This window comes from Streptomyces sp. NBC_01314 (genome assembly GCF_041435215.1).
Classification (GTDB): domain Bacteria; phylum Actinomycetota; class Actinomycetes; order Streptomycetales; family Streptomycetaceae; genus Streptomyces.
This window is the reverse complement of sequence record NZ_CP108394.1, coordinates 1,234,337-1,250,836: the sequence shown is the minus strand read 5'-3', so window position 1 is coordinate 1,250,836 and position 16,500 is coordinate 1,234,337. Positions and strand designations below refer to the sequence as shown.

The 16,500-nt window shown below is 72.1% G+C and carries 13 protein-coding genes and 1 pseudogene; 2 read left to right on the top strand and 12 right to left on the bottom strand.

Features of this window, described 5'->3' with window-relative positions; translation table 11 throughout:
• Positions 1-91: 91 nt before the first annotated feature.
• Positions 92-553 (bottom strand): pyridoxamine 5'-phosphate oxidase family protein, encoded by a 462-nt coding sequence (locus OG622_RS05615; RefSeq protein ID WP_371584011.1) that lies wholly within the window; start codon positions 551-553, stop codon positions 92-94.
• 168 nt (positions 554-721) lie between these two features.
• Here OG622_RS05615 and OG622_RS05610 point away from each other — a divergent pair, with 168 nt between their 5' ends.
• Positions 722-3,736, top strand: a complete 3,015-nt coding sequence (locus OG622_RS05610) for a LuxR C-terminal-related transcriptional regulator (RefSeq protein ID WP_371573869.1) — start codon at positions 722-724, stop codon at positions 3,734-3,736.
• 10 nt (positions 3,737-3,746) lie between these two features.
• Here OG622_RS05610 and OG622_RS05605 read toward each other — a convergent pair whose 3' ends face one another.
• From OG622_RS05605 to OG622_RS05585, 5 genes are all read right to left on the bottom strand, one after another.
• Entirely contained in the window at positions 3,747-5,162 is a 1,416-nt protein-coding gene (locus OG622_RS05605; RefSeq protein WP_371573868.1) for a DEAD/DEAH box helicase, read from the bottom strand.
• A gap of 208 nt (positions 5,163-5,370) precedes the next feature.
• A complete protein-coding gene (locus OG622_RS05600) occupies positions 5,371-6,291 on the bottom strand; it encodes an AAA family ATPase (RefSeq protein WP_371573866.1) in 921 nt (306 codons plus the stop codon).
• 2 nt (positions 6,292-6,293) lie between these two features.
• Positions 6,294-7,502, bottom strand: coding sequence for an RNA ligase (locus OG622_RS05595; RefSeq protein ID WP_371573864.1), 1,209 nt, complete (start codon positions 7,500-7,502; stop codon positions 6,294-6,296).
• A gap of 125 nt (positions 7,503-7,627) precedes the next feature.
• Positions 7,628-7,768: a hypothetical protein gene (locus OG622_RS05590; RefSeq protein ID WP_371573862.1), complete on the bottom strand. Its 141-nt coding sequence runs from the start codon at positions 7,766-7,768 to the stop codon at positions 7,628-7,630.
• A gap of 250 nt (positions 7,769-8,018) precedes the next feature.
• Positions 8,019-8,963, bottom strand: a complete 945-nt coding sequence (locus OG622_RS05585) for a C45 family autoproteolytic acyltransferase/hydolase (RefSeq protein WP_371573861.1) — start codon at positions 8,961-8,963, stop codon at positions 8,019-8,021.
• 281 nt (positions 8,964-9,244) lie between these two features.
• Here OG622_RS05585 and OG622_RS05580 point away from each other — a divergent pair, with 281 nt between their 5' ends.
• The gene (locus OG622_RS05580) at positions 9,245-10,021 is read left to right on the top strand and encodes a carbonic anhydrase family protein (protein WP_371573859.1); all 777 of its coding nucleotides are present in this window, start codon (positions 9,245-9,247) and stop codon (positions 10,019-10,021) included.
• Between the two features lie 21 nt (positions 10,022-10,042).
• Here OG622_RS05580 and OG622_RS05575 read toward each other — a convergent pair whose 3' ends face one another.
• The 6 genes and pseudogenes from OG622_RS05575 to OG622_RS05550 all read right to left on the bottom strand — a co-directional run bounded on the left by OG622_RS05575 (position 10,043) and on the right by OG622_RS05550 (position 16,493).
• Entirely contained in the window at positions 10,043-11,704 is a 1,662-nt protein-coding gene (locus OG622_RS05575; protein WP_371573857.1) for an ABC-F family ATP-binding cassette domain-containing protein, read from the bottom strand.
• A 316-nt stretch (positions 11,705-12,020) separates the two neighbouring features.
• Positions 12,021-12,131 (bottom strand): annotated as a pseudogene (locus OG622_RS05570) (alpha/beta hydrolase); the annotation flags it as partial.
• A 2-nt stretch (positions 12,132-12,133) separates the two neighbouring features.
• Positions 12,134-12,463: a 2Fe-2S iron-sulfur cluster-binding protein gene (locus OG622_RS05565; RefSeq protein WP_371573855.1), complete on the bottom strand. Its 330-nt coding sequence runs from the start codon at positions 12,461-12,463 to the stop codon at positions 12,134-12,136.
• A gap of 72 nt (positions 12,464-12,535) precedes the next feature.
• On the bottom strand, positions 12,536-13,720 hold the full coding sequence (locus OG622_RS05560) for a cytochrome P450 (RefSeq protein ID WP_371573853.1): 1,185 nt from the start codon (positions 13,718-13,720) through the stop codon (positions 12,536-12,538).
• Positions 13,721-14,103: 383 nt separating this feature from the next.
• The gene (locus OG622_RS05555; protein ID WP_371573851.1) at positions 14,104-15,252 is read right to left on the bottom strand and encodes a hypothetical protein; all 1,149 of its coding nucleotides are present in this window, start codon (positions 15,250-15,252) and stop codon (positions 14,104-14,106) included.
• 110 nt (positions 15,253-15,362) lie between these two features.
• Positions 15,363-16,493: a DUF5937 family protein gene (locus tag OG622_RS05550; protein ID WP_371573849.1), complete on the bottom strand. Its 1,131-nt coding sequence runs from the start codon at positions 16,491-16,493 to the stop codon at positions 15,363-15,365.
• Positions 16,494-16,500 lie beyond the last annotated feature (7 nt).

The window sequence follows — 16,500 nt, the reverse complement described above, 5'->3', positions numbered from 1 at the left end:
TCGCACTGTCTGATCTGATCGTCGATTTCGTTTCCTGGATGTCGCCCCGGGGGCGCGCCGACTCGTTTCGGGGACGCGCCATCGCGGTGGTTCAGACGAGCCAGCGGCCGTCGCGCATCAGTTCACGCCCCGTCAACTCGTCCGCCTCGCGCCAGGCCTGGACGCGGCGCGGGGTGATACGGAACCAGCGGTACGGCGTGGCCGATGCCCGGGGGTCGAAGCCGGTGCGCGCGGCGAACCGGTCCCCCCGCTCCCGCGGCAACGCGTCGATCCGGAGGACCTCGACCTCGCCCTCGATCATGACCACGTCCCGGGTCGGGCCCAGCCCCAGCCGAGTGGTCCGGGTCGCGGCCAGGTTCCCGCCGGTCGGACTGTCGGCCGGGGTGGCCACCAACAGCGTCCCGCCGTCCCAGTCGAAGGACAGCGGCACCAGATACGGCACACCGTCCACCGAGGCGCTGGCCACCCAGACGTCGACGTCATGGGCGAGCCGGTGTTCGGTGTCGCGCCGACGCTCCGTACGGGGACGTGGGCCGGTGGACGAACTGGTCATGGTCACTCGGTGCTCCTCGGTTCCGTGGTGGCGGGCCGCGATCCTCCCGGAGTGTCCGCCAGGTGCGATCGCCGTGCTCACAGCCTCTCCCCACCGGGCCACGGCCCGCCTCCGTGGTGAGCACGGAATCCACCACGGAGACGCCACGGATCAACGGATAATGGGCCGGTGTCCAGTCCAGTGATCTCGGCTCGTGAAGCCGAAGTGCTCGCACTGCTCGGTGAGCACCTCAGCAACGCGGAGATTGCCGCGCGGCTGTTCATCTCCGTACGCACGGTCGAGTCACACGTCTCCGCCCTGCTGCGCAAGCTCGACGAACCGGACCGGCGGGCGCTCTCCCGCCGCGCGGCCCGACTCGCCCGTGCCGAGCGGCCCAGCCCGGCACCCACCCTCCCCGCACCGCTGACCGCGTTCATCGGCCGGGTCCGGGAGCGCGCAGAGCTGGCCGAGGCGGTGAAGACGCGCCGACAGGTGACGGCGGTCGGTCCGGGCGGAGTGGGCAAGACCCGGCTCGCGCTCGCGGTGGCCGCCGACACGGCCGACGACTTCGCCGACGGGGTGTGGTTCGTCGACCTGGCCCCGGTCACCGACCCGGCGCGGGTGGGGGCGGCGATCGCGGCTGCCGTGGGCGTGGGCGAGCAACCCGGGCGCGGTGTCGACGAGTCGGTGCTGGCCGCCCTGGCGGACCGCCAGGCACTGCTGGTGCTGGACAACTGCGAGCAGATACGCGACGGGGTGGCGCCGTTCCTGGAACGGCTGCTCATCGCCTGCCCGAAGGTACGGGTCCTCGCGACGAGCCGGGCCCGGATGATGGTTCCGTTCGAATGGGTCTTCCCGGTTCCGCCGCTGTCCTGGGACGGCGGCGCCGAGTCGGACGCCGTGACCCTGTTCATGGAACGGGCCGCGGCGGTCGGCCTGCCACCGGAACCGGCCGTACGCGACCGGATCGCGGCCATCTGCGAACGCCTCGACGGCATGGCGCTGGCCATCGAACTGGCGGCGGCACGATGGCCCACCCTCGGACTGGACGGTCTCACGGCCGGTCTCTCCGACCAGCTGCGGATTCTCGCCGGAGGTCCCCGCGCGGACGACCGGCACCGATCGGTGCGGGCGGCGCTGGACTGGAGCCACGACCTGCTGGAGCCGCCGGACCGGGCGCTGCTGCGCCGGATCTCGGTGTTCGTCGTGCCGTTCACCGCCGACGCGGCCACGGCCGTGGCCGGGTTCGCTCCGCTGGACGCGGCCGCGGTCGCCGACGGGCTCGGCCGGCTCGCCGAGCAGAGCCTGCTCACCGCGACACCGTCCGCGACCGGCACCCGCTACCAGGCGCTGGAGACCATCCGCCAGTACGGGACCGAGCGGCTCGCCGACACCGCCGAGCTGACGGATGTCCGGTCCCGCCATCTGAACTGGTGCCTGACCGGCGCCACCATCCTCACCGGAGCCGGAGCCGGAGCCGGAGCCGGAGCCGGAGCCGGGGTCGGGGTCGGGGTCGGGGTCGGGGTCGGGGGCGCGGATTGGCGCGCCCGCTTCGACGCCCTGGCCGACGACCTTCGAGCGGCCCTCGCCTGGGCCGCCGAGCGCCCGGAACAGCGACCGCACGCCCACCGCCTCGCCCTCACCCTGGCCGAGCTGACCTTCACCCGCAATCTGCTGGGCGAGTCCCAGCAGCGGTACGAGCAGGCGGCGGAGCTCGCCGGTGAGGTCGTCGGCGTGGGGGACGTGATCGCTGTGGGCGACGCGTTCGGTGGGAGTGACACCATTGGTGCGGTTGGTGCGGCTGGTGACGTGACAGGTGGTGCCGGTGACGCGACCGGTGCTGCCGTCGCTGCCGTGGCGTTGCGGGAGGCCGCCGGGGTGGCCGGCTGCCGCAGGCTCGGCGACGACATGTTCCGCCTGCATCGTGGCGCCGCCGAGGCCGCCCGCCGGGCCGGCGACACCACCGGTGCGGCGCGCGACCTGGCCGACGCCGCCACCGTCGCGTACCGCTTCTCCAGCGAGTTCGCCCTGCTCCCGGCCGTGGACGAGGTGAGCGCCCTGCTCGCGGAGGCCCGGCGACACCTGTCCGGCGACGTCGTCCTGCCGGCCGGCCCGTCGGCCGGTCCGCCGACCGACCCGGCCGCCACGGCCGCCCTCGCCCTCGCCGAGGCGGCGGTCCTCGCGGATGCGTTCGGCGCGGTCCAGGGGGACGTGGACAACACCGCGCAGGAAACGGTCCGTTACGCGGAACGGGCCGTCGAACTCGCCCGGCGGGCGGGCGACCCGGTGGCCGAGTCCGCCGCCCTCGACGCGCTCTCCGGCGCCCGGACCTGGGCCGGTGACTCCTTCGGCGCGGCGGCCGCCGCCCGGCGCCGCATCGAGATCCTGGCTTCGGTACCGCGTACCCCCGCCGCCACACACGAGCGGATGGACGCCCTCGCCATGGCCGCCGGAACGGCTCTCGGCGTGGGCGAGCTGCCACAGGCCCGCAGATGGGGCAGGCAACTCGCCGACCAGCCCCTGTTCGCCGAGGTGCAACACCACGCCATGTCCTGGCTCCTGGTCGCGGACGCGTTCGCGGGCAACGCCGCCGACGTACTCACCGGCAGCGAGCGGTTCCTCGACGCGTGGCGGCGGAGCGGACGGCAGCGGTCGTTCTCGCTCGGCCCGGCCGCCGCGTCGGTCGCCATGATCCACGGCCTGCGCGGCGATCACGACGCACGGGCGAGCTGGCTCGCGATCGTCGACGCGGCGGGCACCTCGGCGGAGCATCACCACGGCTACGGCGCGGTCTTCGACGCCATGGTGCTCCTTCACCACGGGGACCCGGACGCGGCCCTGGAACGACTCGCACCGGAACCGGAGCAGGTGTGGAAATGGGTCTCCTGGATCTGGCTGCACTGGTACGTGGGCCTCCGGGCCGAGGCTTCCGTCCTCGCCGGCCACCCGGCAGCCCCGGACCGGGTCGCCGCCGCGCGGAGCCTGGTCGCCGGCAACCCCGTCGTCACCGCCCAACTGGACCGCGCGCAGGCACTCCTGGACGGCGACCCACCCCGCCAACTCGCCGCAGCCACGGCATTCGACGCGGCGGGCTGCCCCTATCAGTCGGCCCGCACGCTCCTCCTCGCCGGGAACGGCCACACCGCCGCAGGCAGGACAGCACTCGCCGGCCTCGGCCTCGCGGCGCCCGGCTCCCGAGCCTGATCCGAAGGCGTCAGCGGCCCTTGCGTACCCGGGCCGCCGCGCGGGCCTCCGCCGCCTTGCGGGCATCGGCGGTCTTGCGGGACTCCTTCGCGGGGCCCGGGCGGGTGCCGAGGCCGCGGAAGGAGGCGTTGCCGCCGGTCGTCTTCGCGCCGACCGGAGGGCGCTTCGCCCCGGTGATGGCGGTCAGCTTCTCCTCTCCGGAGCGCACCTGGGTGACCGTCGGCCGGATCCCGGCGTCGGACATCATCCGGTTCACATCGCGCCGCTGGTTGGGGGTGACCAGGGTGACCACGCTCCCGGACTCCCCGGCGCGAGCCGTGCGCCCACCACGGTGCAGGTAGTCCTTGGCGTCGGTCGGCGGGTCGACGTTGACGACGAGGTCGAGCGCGTCGATGTGAATGCCCCGCGCCGCGACGTTGGTGGCCACCAGCACGGTGATCTCACCGCTCTTGAACTGGCCGAGCGTGTGCATGCGCTGCGGCTGCGACTTCCCGCTGTGCAGGGCGGACGCCCGTACGCCGCTGGCCCGCAGGTGGCGGGTGAACTGGTCCACGCCGGCCTTGGTGTCCAGGAACATCAGCACCCGGCCGTCCCGCGCGGCGATCTCCGTCGCGGTCGCGTACTTGTCGGCGGCGTGGATGTTCAGCACGTGGTGTTCCATCGTGGTGACCGAGCTCGCGAGCCGGTCGACCGATGCGAGCACCGGGTCGTTCAGGTGGTCACGCACCAGCTGGTCGACGTTGCGGTCGAGGGTGGCCGAGAACAGCAGCCGCTGCCCGCCGGAGGGGAGCTGGTCCATGATGTCCGACACCTGCGGCAGGAATCCCAGGTCGCACATCTGGTCCGCCTCGTCCAGCACCGTGGTCCGCACGTGGTTCAGGAGGCAGTCGCGGCGCGAGACCAGGTCGGCCAGCCGCCCCGGCGTCGCGATGACCACCTCCGCTCCGGTCTTCAGCAGCGCCGACTGCCGGTTGATCGACAACCCGCCGACCACCGTCGCCAGTCGTACGTTCAGCACCTTCGCGTACGGATCCAGCGCGTCGCTCACCTGCTGGGCGAGTTCCCGGGTCGGTACCAGGACCAGCGCGAGCGGCCGCTTCGACTCCGCTCGCACGCCTGCCGTCCGGACGAGCAGCGCAAGACCGAAAGCCAGCGTCTTGCCGGAGCCGGTGCGTGCGCGGCCGAGGACATCGCGGCCGGCCAGCGCGTTGGGCAGCGTCGCCGCCTGGATCGGGAAGGGCTCCGTCACCCCGAGGCCGGTCATCGTCTTCGTCAGCTCAGGCGGCAGCCCCAGCGCGTCGAAGGACTCGGCCGGCGGCAGGCCCGGGGCCACCGTCCGCGGCATCGAGAGTTCGCCCTGCGGCGCTGTCGCCTGCCGGGGCTTGCCGACACGGGGGAGCCCAGAGGCCGACGGCTTCGCGTTCATGGGGAACCTTTCTGATCCGACGCCCGGAACACGCCGGGGCCCGTACCCCAAGGTACGGGCCCCGGCGGTGTCGAAGCGTGCCCCCATTTTACCAGCGGGCGCCCGTCTGCCCGCCGGTCCGGTCGCCCCCGCACCGGGCGCGGGACTGTGGCCGCCTCATGACATGCAGACGCCTGATCGTCCGGGCGCACCGGCAGGCCGCCGCCGGCTAGAAGCTGCCGTAGTTGACCTGCCACGTCGGCAGGCCCATGCGGCGCCACACGGCGACCACCCGGTCGCGGTCGTCGAGAGAGACCCGGACGGCGAAGCGGTGGCGTACATGCCGGTCGAAGAGCTCGGCCTTGACCACGTCGTCGCGGCGCTGGTCACCGGCGGCGCGCATCCACAGCTCGTCGTACGGGACCTCGTGCGCGCGCAGCCAGGCCTCCGTCCGGTCGCGGTGCTCCTCGCCGCGTCCGGAGAGCAGGACGACGACATCGCCGTCGGCACCGCGGAAGGCGCGCAGCGCCCCGCGCACCGACACGTTGAGCGGGTCCTCCTCACAGCGCGTGAAGTCGTAGGCGCCCCGGTCACCCCTGAGGGCGAGGGTGCCGTCGATGTCACACATGACCGCCGAGGGAAGCGTCGGATCGGCGGTGTACGGCTCGACGGGGGGCTGGTCGTTCAGCCACTCCGCGGTGAGCCGCCAGCCGCCCCTGCGGGACTTCGCGTGCTTGTCGGCGAGGATCCGGATGATCTCCTCGCCGACCGGCCGCTCCCGCTCGGCGTCGCGCCGCAGGCACTCCTCCACCGGCACGTCGGTGAAGTCGTGCACGACGAAGGTGGCCAGCCCCGCCACCGCGGCCTTCAGCCGCTTCGGGATGTGCGGTGTCATGTGCGTGTTGTCCACGACGACGTCGAAACCGCCGTCGACGGCCGCCCGTACCGCCGCGTCCTGGATCGCCAGCACGGTCTGCTCGTGCGCGTACGACCGACGCTCGGACCCCTCGGGCAGCGGGACGTCGAGCATCGCCCGCAGATCGTCGAGGTTGACGCGGCGCAGCCGCCCCTCGGACTCCGCCTGCAGCTTCCGCGCGGCCGTCGTCTTCCCCGAGGCGGGGAGCCCCGTCATGACGTGTACCACGGGCACGGTCAGTTCTCCTCGTCGTTCTTGAAGGGGTCGGACGCCTCCGGCCGGGTGGCACGGTACGTCACGAGTTCGGTGGGTCGCTCGTCCAGGCGCAGGAACATGGCGGGACGTACGGCCGCGTCGGGCAGTTCCCGCACCGCGCGGGCGAAGGCCCCCCGGTCGTCGGCGAGGTGCGTGAGGGACCCGAACGCCTCGTCGATCGCCCGCTCGCGGCCCTCCACCTGCTTCTCGATGCCCGCGACGACACCGCGCACCCAGGCGTCGAACTCGTCGGGCACCTGCTCCAGCAGCGCGTCCAGGGGCCGGCCGCCGGACGCGACGATGTCCTCGGCCGAGCAGCCCAGCGCCTGCGCCACCTGCTTGGCCGGCAGGCCCGCGAACCGCTGGATGCCGTGACCTCGCCAGATGTCCCGCTCGGTCACCCCGGTGAGCACCTTGTGAAGCCGCACGTACTCGGCGAACTTGGCCTTGGCCCGTACGCCCGACGCGAAGCGCAGCACGAAGCCCTCCGCGTCGGTGCCCGTGGCCGCCAGGCCGCCGGGCAGCCGGTTGCCCTCCGTCATGGCCAGCAGCTCGGCGAGCGGCAGGGCGGGCCGGACGGTGACGACCGAGCCGATGCCGAGCCAGCCGGTCGCGGCCTCCGCGAGGGCGACCTCGGTGCCGTCCTTCGCGAACGCGGCCAGCAGCACCACGTCACGCCGGTCGCCGTAGTCGACGACGATCCGGTTCTCGGGGTACAGGATCTCGGCGAGGTAGGTCACCCCGGGAACGAGACCGGAGGTGTCCTTCCCGTCGAGCAGCCGCTGCGCCCAGGTGGCCTGGACGCTGACGAACGAACCCTTGGACGCGACCCGCCACCGGCCGGCGTAGTGGAACACCACCGCCAGACTGCCGTCGACCTTGTCGTACACCTCGAACGGCTCGTCCGGGAGGCTCGGGGCATACGGCTGACCGGCCTCGTGCTCACCGACGTTGAAGAACTTCGGCAGCGGAAGCGCGACGATCTCACCGGTGCCGTCGTCGGCCACGAGACCGCGGCAGCGCGTGGTCACCCGGTTCCACACCCGCTCGTACTGGCATGTCCTCGTGTACGTGTAGATGGACAACGGCAGTTCCGGGTGCGGCTTGCGCGTGACGTGCCCCGCTTCGAGCGCCGCCGCAAGCTCCTCCGGCGGCAGCAGCTCATGAAGAGTCAGGTGGGCCTGGCTCATGTGTTCCTCCCCTTGCTGGTCCCTGATTGTCACGTGGGGGAGCCCCCGAGCACACCGGGTTTTCCACCGGCCCGGGGCGAGGAGTCACAGGTCACAGCATGCGCGCAGGCCGAGGAGCCCCCGTCTCAGGAGCCCTTCGCCTCCCGGGCCTGCCGCTCCAGGAACTTGATCAGCCTGACCTCGCTCCGTACGAGGCGTTCCCGCTCGTCGTCGGGCAACGAGGCCAGCGGGTCGACGATGACCTGTGTGCGGGGCACATGGACCATCGAGCCGCAGTAGATCCGGCAGCCGGTACACCAGGCGAGCCCGACGCACCGCTCGAACGCGGCGGACTCGGGCGGGTGACAGCGGTACTTGTACGAGCGGACAGGCGTCCGGCAGTCGGCACAGACGCGCCGGTCCCCGTCGGCGACCGTGTCCCAGGTCCCGACCTTTCGCCAGATCAGCCGCTCGTTCCGTGCTCTTCAAGTCGTCATGCCGACCATCGTCCCCCATGACGCCGCCGTCGCGCGGTGCTCAGTCCGTCCGGCCGAGGAGCACGGTGCGGGATCCCGGGGCGAAGCCGGCGAAGGACTGCTCCCAGGACTCGCCGGGCCAGTGGTAGGTCACGCGGCCCTCCGAGGGCCGGTAGTGGGCGGTGTGGATCGTTCCCAGCCCCTCGTCGTACGCGTACTGATACAGCGGCGGCTTCAACATGGCTGCCACGTCCGTCCCCGTGGCCCGAACGGTCTCCAGCCGTTCCTGTGTCCGGGAGAAGTGCTCCTGTTCATCGGGCACGGGCAGGTGCTGGTGGTTGGCTGCGCAGGCGTCCGGTGCCTCGGTCAGTGGGATGTCCGGTCCCACGAACACCGTCACCGCACGGTCGGGGTCGACGAGGGTGACGTTCTGCGGGATCCCGATGGGTATGGTCCGCAGTCTGCCGACCGCTTCCTCGACGGTGTCACAGGTCTCCAGCAGATAGCGCAGCACGATGAGGATGGCGAAGCCGGGACCGTGGACGAATCGCCCGCCGAAGGTGAGCGAGACCGCGAGCCCGGCGTCGTTCATCCCGTCCAGCAGGCCCCAGCCCGCCTCTTGCATGCCGATCACCGGCCGGAGGAAGTGGGAGGAGACGATCGTGCCCTCGCACTCGGCGGGGCTGAAGTCGTAGTTGCGCAGCAAGGCGCCCTTGCCGCCGATCTGGGTGCAGCCCGAGAAGAACGGGCGTAGGGCGGCGTGGGTGAGGAAGGTTTCCCCGCCGGGCCGGTCCAGCTGACGGGTGAGCCGGTCGAGCACCGGGACCAGCTCCGGCATGTGCTCCTCGAACAGCTTCCGGGCACGCTTGGCCCCTTCGGGAGTCCGGCCCTCCTCGCTCGTCCAGCCCTCGGCGGCCGACCACAGCCCCTGGGTGTGCGAGGCCCACCGCCCGTCACCGCCGTCACCGACGTCAACCGCGCGAAAGGTCATCTGCTGGCGGTTCATGACTGCCGCTCCCTCGGGGTCTTGGGGTCAGGTCCGGGCAACCTAGCCTATTTCAGGGGCAGTTAAGCAGTTCAGCGGATCAGCAGGTCGGCGTGGCTGTGGGAGAGCGCGAGGGACGGCTCGTCAGTGCGCTGTCCGTGAGGCGGAGAGCCGGAATGGGCGTCAAGGTCGTGCCCCCTGTTCAGCAGTCCAGGTGAGCTTGCGAGTTCCGTCGTGACGGTATGGGGAGATATGCGGTGAATCCATCCCAGAGCTCCCGACTCGGCCCAAGGTGATCGCTCATGCCCCGAACCACACCCGCAACCACAACCACACCCGCGCCGTCCGCTTTCCGCAGCCCGCTCCTGACACAGAGCCCGGTCGACATCCGCGCCCAGGACACCTACCCCTGCGCCCTGCCGCCCCTACGGTTCCACCACCCGACGGGACTTGACCTGCGCCTGCACTTCGACGGTCCGGGCAGGCGCAGGCCCGAGAGCGGCCCTCGTCGGAGCGGCCGGGCCGGATGCGTCCGGGACGACGAGGGTGCCGTCAAGGCCGAGCCGCCGCCCGGTGAAGAGTGCCTGTTGCGGGTGGGCTCGGACCGCTACGAGCTGGTCGACGTGCACTGGCACATGCCCTCCGAGCACACCGTCGGCGGCGTGGCGTTCCCGATGGAACAACACATGAAGTACCGGCGCGTGACCGATGACGTCGGCCCGGCCGAAGCGGGGGACAGCGGCTACACGGTCGTCGGCGTCTTCGTCCACCCGGGACAGGCCAACGACTCCCTGGACCGCCTGCTGACCTCGGCCCGCCGCGACGAACGGCCCTGGGCGGTCCCCGATGTCGAACTCGACGCACTGCTGCCGCCCTGCACCGAGTCCTACCGCTACCTCGGCTCCACCACCGTCTGCCCTTACACCCCAGGAGTGCGCTGGAACCTGCTGACCCACCCCGTCCAGGTCTCGGTCACCGCTCTGGCGCACTATCGGAGGCTCTTCCCCAGGGGCAACGCCCGCGCGGTGCAGCCGCTCGGCGACCGACGGATCGCTGTCGACCGCCACCGGTGGTGGTAGCGGCGGCAGCGGCACGGACGCTCAGCGGGCCCTCGGCCCTGCCCGGTGCGTCGCCTCCGGTCGGGACAGCGTCAGGCGTGGCCAGTCGTGGATGTCGCGTCGCAGCTGGCGGTCGTGTGTGGCGACGACGACGGCCGCGTCCGTGGCGTGCAGGGCTTCGGTGAGTTCGTCGACGAGGGCGATGGACAGGTGGTTGGTCGGCTCGTCCAGCAGCAGGACGTGCGGCCGGGCGGCGAGTGCCAGGGCGAGGTCGAGACGGCGCTGCTGACCCGTCGACAGTTCGGCCACCGGCTTCCCCGCGTCGCGTGAGCCGAGCAGACCCAGCGCCCCGAGCCCCACGACCTCGCCCTGTGCGAGGACCCCGGCGGTCACCAGCCGCGCGGTGTGCGCCTCGTAGAGGTCGCGGGCTCGTCGCCGCGTCGCGGGCGGCGACTCCTGGCCCAGGAGATGCAGACGTACGGTGCGCGCCCGGTGTACCCGGCCCATGGTGGGCGCGATCTGCCCGGCCAGAACGGACAGCAGCGTGGACTTGCCGGCTCCGTTCGGTCCGGTGACGGCCAGCCGGTCGCCGGACGCCACCGCCAGGGTGGTCGACCGGTGCAACCGGCCGTGGACGCTCACCTCGTGTGCGCGCAGCAGCAGGACGCCGGGACGGGCGGGGAGTTCGGGCATGTGGAAACGCCGCGGTGGTACGGGCGCGGTGACCTTGTGGCGTTCCAGGTCGTCCTGGCGGCGGTGCACGGAGCGGGCCAGGGCACCGGCCCGGGTGGCGCGCTGGTGCCTGGGGGTGCCCTTGTCCGGACGCCAACTCGTGCTCAGCCGGTTCTGCGCCTCCGACAGAGCCTGCTTGAGGCGGACCTGTTCGGTCTGCTGCTGCTCGTACTCCGCCTCCCACCGGATCCGCTCGGCCTCCCGGCCCTCGCGGTAGCCGGCGTACCCGCCGCCGTAAGCCTGCGGGCGGCCGTCACGGGTGGGGTCGAGGTCGAGGACCGTGGTCGCCACGTCGGACAGCAGCGCCCGGTCGTGGCTGACCACCACCACACCTCCGGGGTGGGCGCGCAGCCTGGCGGTCAGGTACTCCAGCGCCGCCGGATCGAGGTGGTTCGTCGGCTCGTCCAGCAGCAGGAAGTCGTACTCGGCGCCCAGCAGACAGGCCAGCCGGACCCGATGGCGCTGGCCCACGGAGAGCGTGGAGAGCGGGCGGGCCCTGTCGCTGACGGCACCGAGTCCGGCGAGGGCGACATCGACGCGGCGGTCGGCGTCCCAGGCGTCCAACGCCTGCGCCACCTCCAGCGCGTCGGCGTACTCCTGTACCGCGTCGGGCCGTTCCTCCGTCAGGGCCACCGCGGCGGCGTCCAGGCGCCGGAGGGCGGCGCGGGCATCGGCGAGGTACTCGTCGACGACGTCGCCGACCGCGCGCTCGTCATCCGCCGGCATCTCCTGCTCGGCCAGGGCGAAGGTGCCCACACGGTGGACCTCCCCCTCGTCGGGGGCGAGCGCACCGGCCAGGACATGCAACAGGGTCGACTTACCGCGTCCGTTCTCGCCGACGACGCCCCAGCGGGATCCCGGGGACACCTTCATCTCGACGTCGTGCAGCACGGTGCGCCCACCACGGTCGACGCGGAGACCGGCGCAGGTCAACTGAGCCCGGTCGCGGGCAGGCAAGGCTGTGGCAGTCACGTTCTCTTCCTCCGGAAGGAGGCACACGTCACCCAGGGATCACGCGAAAGAACACGGGATCACAGGGGAGTGCACCGACTCTGACGAACGACCCGGCCCGACTCGGAGCGGGGGTCGCGGGCGAATGCGTGGCTCCCGGCTCTTCACGTGTGTGACGGCCCGTGGGCGAGGACACGGTCGTGAGGAGCGGAGCCGACGGCCCGGTCAGATGTAGAAGACGTAACTCATGCGTCGAGCGTAACAACGTGCCCGAGCGGACGGCCACCGAAATATGAGCCGGAGGCGCCCGCGGCCCCAGGCAGAGTCACGGCATCGTTCAGGCCCGGCATGTGACGTCCTGGGCGGGCAGCCGGCCCGTGAGCAGGTAGGTGTTCACAGCGCGGTCGGCGCAGGCCGGGGTGACGGGGGCGCCGTACACGCCGTGGCCGGTCATGTCTGGGATTCCGGGACCCGTACGACGATGTCGGCGGTCCGGTCCGTCAGCCCCAGCTGACAGCTGAGCCTGCTGCCCGCCTCGCGGGGTGTGGCCGTGCAGTCGAGGAGTTCGTCCTCGTCGGGGGTGACGGGGGAGAAAGGGGCCGGGGTGGCCTCGTCGAGGTCTACATAGACGTGGCAGGTGGCGCACATCAGGTTGCCGCCGCACTCGGCGACGATGCCGCGTACTCCGCCCGTGACGGCGCCACGCATCACGGTGGTGCCGGGGACCAGGTCGAGGACGGTCTCGGTGCCGTCCGGCTGGGCGTAGGTGACTTTCGGCATGGTCGGCTCTTCCTCTTGTGCGGGCTTGTGAACGGGCTTGTGAACGGGCTCTTGTACGGGCGGATTCCGGGGTCAGCTGTTCCAGGTGGCGCCGAGCCGGAGCGGGCCCCGGAAGACCCAGCCCTCGAAGGGCACGGCCTCGTCGGTGAGGCGCAGACCGGGCAGGGCGCCGAAGAGACCGGGCAGGGCGATCTGGGCGACGGCGGCGCGGGAGACCCAGGTGCCGAGGCAGAAGTGCGGGCCGCCGCCGAAGGCGATATGGCCGGTCTCGGCGCGGTGGATGTCGAAGCGTTCGGGACGGTCGAAGACCCGTTCGTCGTGGTTGCCGGAGGCGATGACGATGCCCAGCTTGTCGCCGGGCTCCAGGACGCGTCCGGCGAGATCCGTGTGCGTGGCGACCCGGCGCGGGTACATGCCGATGGGCGAGACCCAGCGGACGGCTTCCTCGAACACCCGCTTCCACAGGGCGGGTTCGGCCTCGACGTCGCGCCGCTGCTCGTCGTGGGTGAGCAGGGCGTACGTGGCGGTGGCGATGGAGTCGCGGGGCTCGTTGAGGCCGCCGCCGAGGAAGACCCTGATGTTGGTCCGGATCTCGTCCTCGGTCAGTGGATCGTCGGCGTGCAGCATCGCGGAGACGACGGACGGGTCGGGGTCGCGGCGCAGGACGGGCAGGATCTCGTCCATCGCCGCGTCGAGGTCGGCGACCGCGCGGGCGCAGCGGGCCCAGATCTCCGGATCCTCGCCGTAGTTCCCGGCGGCGTCGATGATCGCCTGCGACCACTGCCGCATGTCCTCGTCCCCGACCCCGCGCAGGCCCAGCAGGGCGGCCAGGTTACGGGCCGCGATCGGTCCGGCGAAGTCGGCGAACAGGTCGCCCTCGCCGCGCTCGGCGAGTACGGAGAGGAGGTCGGCGGTGTTGCGCCGGAACACCGGGAGCCAGTGCTCCTTCACGACTCTCGGCCGCAGCGGTGGCTCGGCGGCCCGGCGCAGCCGCTGGTGGGCGGCACCGTCCTGACGCAGCAGGGTCTCACCGATCGACCTTGTCATCAGGGAGGGGTTCTCCGAGGACAGGAAGATCTCGGGGTGCCGTTCGACGTGCATGATGTCCGCGTGCCGGGTGACCAGGTAGCGGCCCGCCTCCGGCACCCGGGCCACGGGGTCGTGCTCCCGGAGGTACCGGTAGGCGGGGTAGGGGTCGTGCCGCAGGCGGCTCAGACCGATGTCGTGCTCGGCAGGTTGACCGACGGTCGTCGCCATCGACGGTGTCCTTTCTGGACTGCCTCTGTCACGCTGCCGACTGTGACCGACGGGAGAGCCCCTGGTAAGCCCGGGGAATCGCGGTTTTCCTGATGTGGTTCATCAGGAAAACCCCGCTTCGGCGGTGGTGCCGACCGCACGGGACGCGGGGCAGTATGTGACCGCCGACCTCCCACACGGACCATCGAGGGGGCGGGAGCCGGAACGCGATCTCCGCACCCACCATGGTGGCCCGGTGAGCGGGCGGGACCCCGGGCCTCCTCGCCCCGATCGCAGTCGGGCAGTCCGAAGCAATCTGCCATCGGACTGGCCGTAGCGAAGAACCGCGACGGCTGCTCCGGGCACCGACGTCATCTGCCCCTGAACCCTTCCGGCTCCCCCGGTCAGGAGGCCGGGCTGCGCCGCAGAACCTTCCCGTGGGCGTCCGCGTCGAGCGAGGCCCCGCCGTCGGGTCCGGTGACGGTGACGCGGAGGGTGAGGGAGCCGGTGAGCTCGTCGGCGGTCAGTTGCCAGGTCTGGGGAGAGCCGACCCCGAGTGTGGTTCTGGCCTCCTGGACCAGGGCGGGGATGCGGTCGTAGGGCAGGGAGTCCAGGTCGAACCGGGGAGCGGCCGTACCGGTCGGAGCGAACACGACGGACAGCAGCCGTTCCTGCACGACGACCGTGAGCGCCTCCGGCGCGTCCTTGTCCTCGCTGCCGTCCTTGTCGCTGTCCGTGGCCTCCTTGGTCAAGGAGGCCACAGAGCGGCGCAGTTCGCCCTTGTCGAGCAGGGACTGCCCCGGGCCGAGGGCGACCGTGGCGGACATCGACGACGTCGTGACCGTGGTGGACGACGTCGAGGAGGAGACGGACGGACCGCGAGAAGAGGACGGACCGGGAGAAGCGGACGGCTTCCCGGAGTCGGCCGGATCGAACAGGTCCGCGCGGAACAGCAGGACCACGGCGGCGGCCCCGAGCACCAGTCCGATGAGGATCAGGGTGCCGAACGCACAGCCCTCCGGGGGCTCTTTCACGACGGCGGACTCGGGCGCGGAGTCCATGCGGGCTTCGGCCGCCCGGCCCTCCCACTCAGGTGTGGGCCGCTGGACGATCCGGGTCCGCCACGGCCGCTCCGTCGGATACTCGACCACGAGGATGCCGCGTGGCCGGTAGTCGGGGAGGTCGACCAGATTGACGGCCTGGGTGATCTCGACGCGGAACGCCGGGGAGTCGTCCGGAGCGACCGTGAGAACGAAGTCGATCGGTATGTCGCCCGTCTCGCTCGACCTCGCGCGCAGGCTCTCGATCATCGCGAGGGCCGTGCGAGGCACGACGGCCGCCTCGCGGGCGCGTCTCGGCGCGCCCGCGAGGCGGAGGAGCACCCCGTACACCACGGGCAGTCCCAGGCCCGTCACGAAAAGAGGGACGCTCTCGATGACGACGCCGACGACCAGAGCGGCCAGAGCCACCCCGCTCACGCCACCCGTCAGGAACCCGCGAGCCAGGGCGACCGGCGTGGTGTGGGTGGGAGCCGGCACCGTGGTGGTCGTCATACGGGCGATTGTGCCGCGCCCAAGTGAGCGCGGGAAGAGCAGTTGGCAGCCGTTGCCGGTCGCACCGGGCAAGTGGGACACCGCTCACTCCACTTGGGCTCGGTACCGCCTCACCGGGCCACGGTCGCCAGCACGTCGTGGCCCAGCCGCTGGACGACATCCGTGGCCAGCCGGTGTCGTACCAGCTTGCCGTCCCGGGTGGAGCGGACCAGGCCCGCGTCGCGCAGGGTCCGCAGGGCGCGGGAGACCTGTGGTTCGCTGGAGCCGAGGCGGGCGGCGAGTTCCGAGGTGGTGATGGGCTCGCCCAGCAGATGGCGGCACAGCTCCATCCGGGCCGGGGAGTTCAACGCCATCAGCCGGTCGTGCAGATCCCGCAGCGTCAGCTCCCCGGCCGGTGTGGTGCCCCGCGCCGCGTACTGCACCACGACGCACGACCCGCGCTCGTTCTTGACCGTCAGATGCGGCCACACCCGGGCGGACGGCACGAGGACGAGGGAGCGCGGAGCCACCTTCACCTCGTCGATCTGCAGCTTGTCCAGCCGTACCCGCTCCCCGGGCCCGACCCGGGCCGCGGTCGGCAGCAGCTCGGTGAGCACCTCGGCGGGCGAGCGGAGCGGGGCGGGGGTCCCCCCGGCCGACGGCTGGGGGAGGGGCGCCAGCCGGCGGCGTACCGCCCGGGCGTGCTCCTCCAGGGCGGGCCGCAGGGTGCGCCAGTCCTCGGCGAAGAACGCGGTGTCGGCCGCCCGCACCACCGTCAGCAGCCGGTCCCGCAGCTCCAGCGGCGCCACCACCAGCAGGCGCGCCAGCTCACCGCGGGCGTAGGAGCGACGAAGGCAGCGGCGTACGTAGTCCTCCGCGACCGCGGTGCCGACGCGCAGCTCATGGGCCGGCGGTACGGGCTGCGCGTTGGTGCCGAGGACGCCGGGTGCCACCAGCCGCAGGAAGTCCTCGGCCGACAGCGCCGAGATCGCCGTCAGTTCCTCGTCCAGGTCCGGCGGTGGCGGCAACGTCCTGGGAAAGAACAGGCGGCAGCGGTAGCGGGCCCACAGTGGAGCGAACACGGACAGCTCGTCGCGCAGTTCGGGGCCCGCCGCGGCGGCGCGGGCCGTCCAGTCGGCGGCCTCCGGGTGATGCTCGGGTTCGGCGAGGATGTGCAGGCTCGCCATCAGTTCCGACAGCGCGGAAGGCCCGACCGCGAGGTCCGCGGGGCCGAGCCCTCCGAGGTCGAGGACGATGCTCACGCTGTCA

Bases quoted from the DNA above. Each gene is read 5' to 3' on its own strand.
- OG622_RS05555 (WP_371573851.1), bottom strand. From the start codon at position 15,252: ATGACGACCACCACGGTGCCGGCTCCCACCCACACCACGCCGGTCGCC.
- OG622_RS05565 (WP_371573855.1), bottom strand. From the start codon at position 12,463: ATGCCGAAAGTCACCTACGCCCAGCCGGACGGCACCGAGACCGTCCTC.
- OG622_RS05590 (WP_371573862.1), bottom strand. From the start codon at position 7,768: ATGGTCCATGTGCCCCGCACACAGGTCATCGTCGACCCGCTGGCCTCG.
- OG622_RS05560 (WP_371573853.1), bottom strand. From the start codon at position 13,720: ATGGCGACGACCGTCGGTCAACCTGCCGAGCACGACATCGGTCTGAGC.
- OG622_RS05595 (WP_371573864.1), bottom strand. From the start codon at position 7,502: ATGAGCCAGGCCCACCTGACTCTTCATGAGCTGCTGCCGCCGGAGGAG.
- OG622_RS05605 (WP_371573868.1), bottom strand. From the start codon at position 5,162: ATGAACGCGAAGCCGTCGGCCTCTGGGCTCCCCCGTGTCGGCAAGCCC.
- OG622_RS05615 (WP_371584011.1), bottom strand. From the start codon at position 553: ATGACCAGTTCGTCCACCGGCCCACGTCCCCGTACGGAGCGTCGGCGC.
- OG622_RS05580 (WP_371573859.1), top strand. From the start codon at position 9,245: ATGCCCCGAACCACACCCGCAACCACAACCACACCCGCGCCGTCCGCT.
- OG622_RS05585 (WP_371573861.1), bottom strand. From the start codon at position 8,963: ATGAACCGCCAGCAGATGACCTTTCGCGCGGTTGACGTCGGTGACGGC.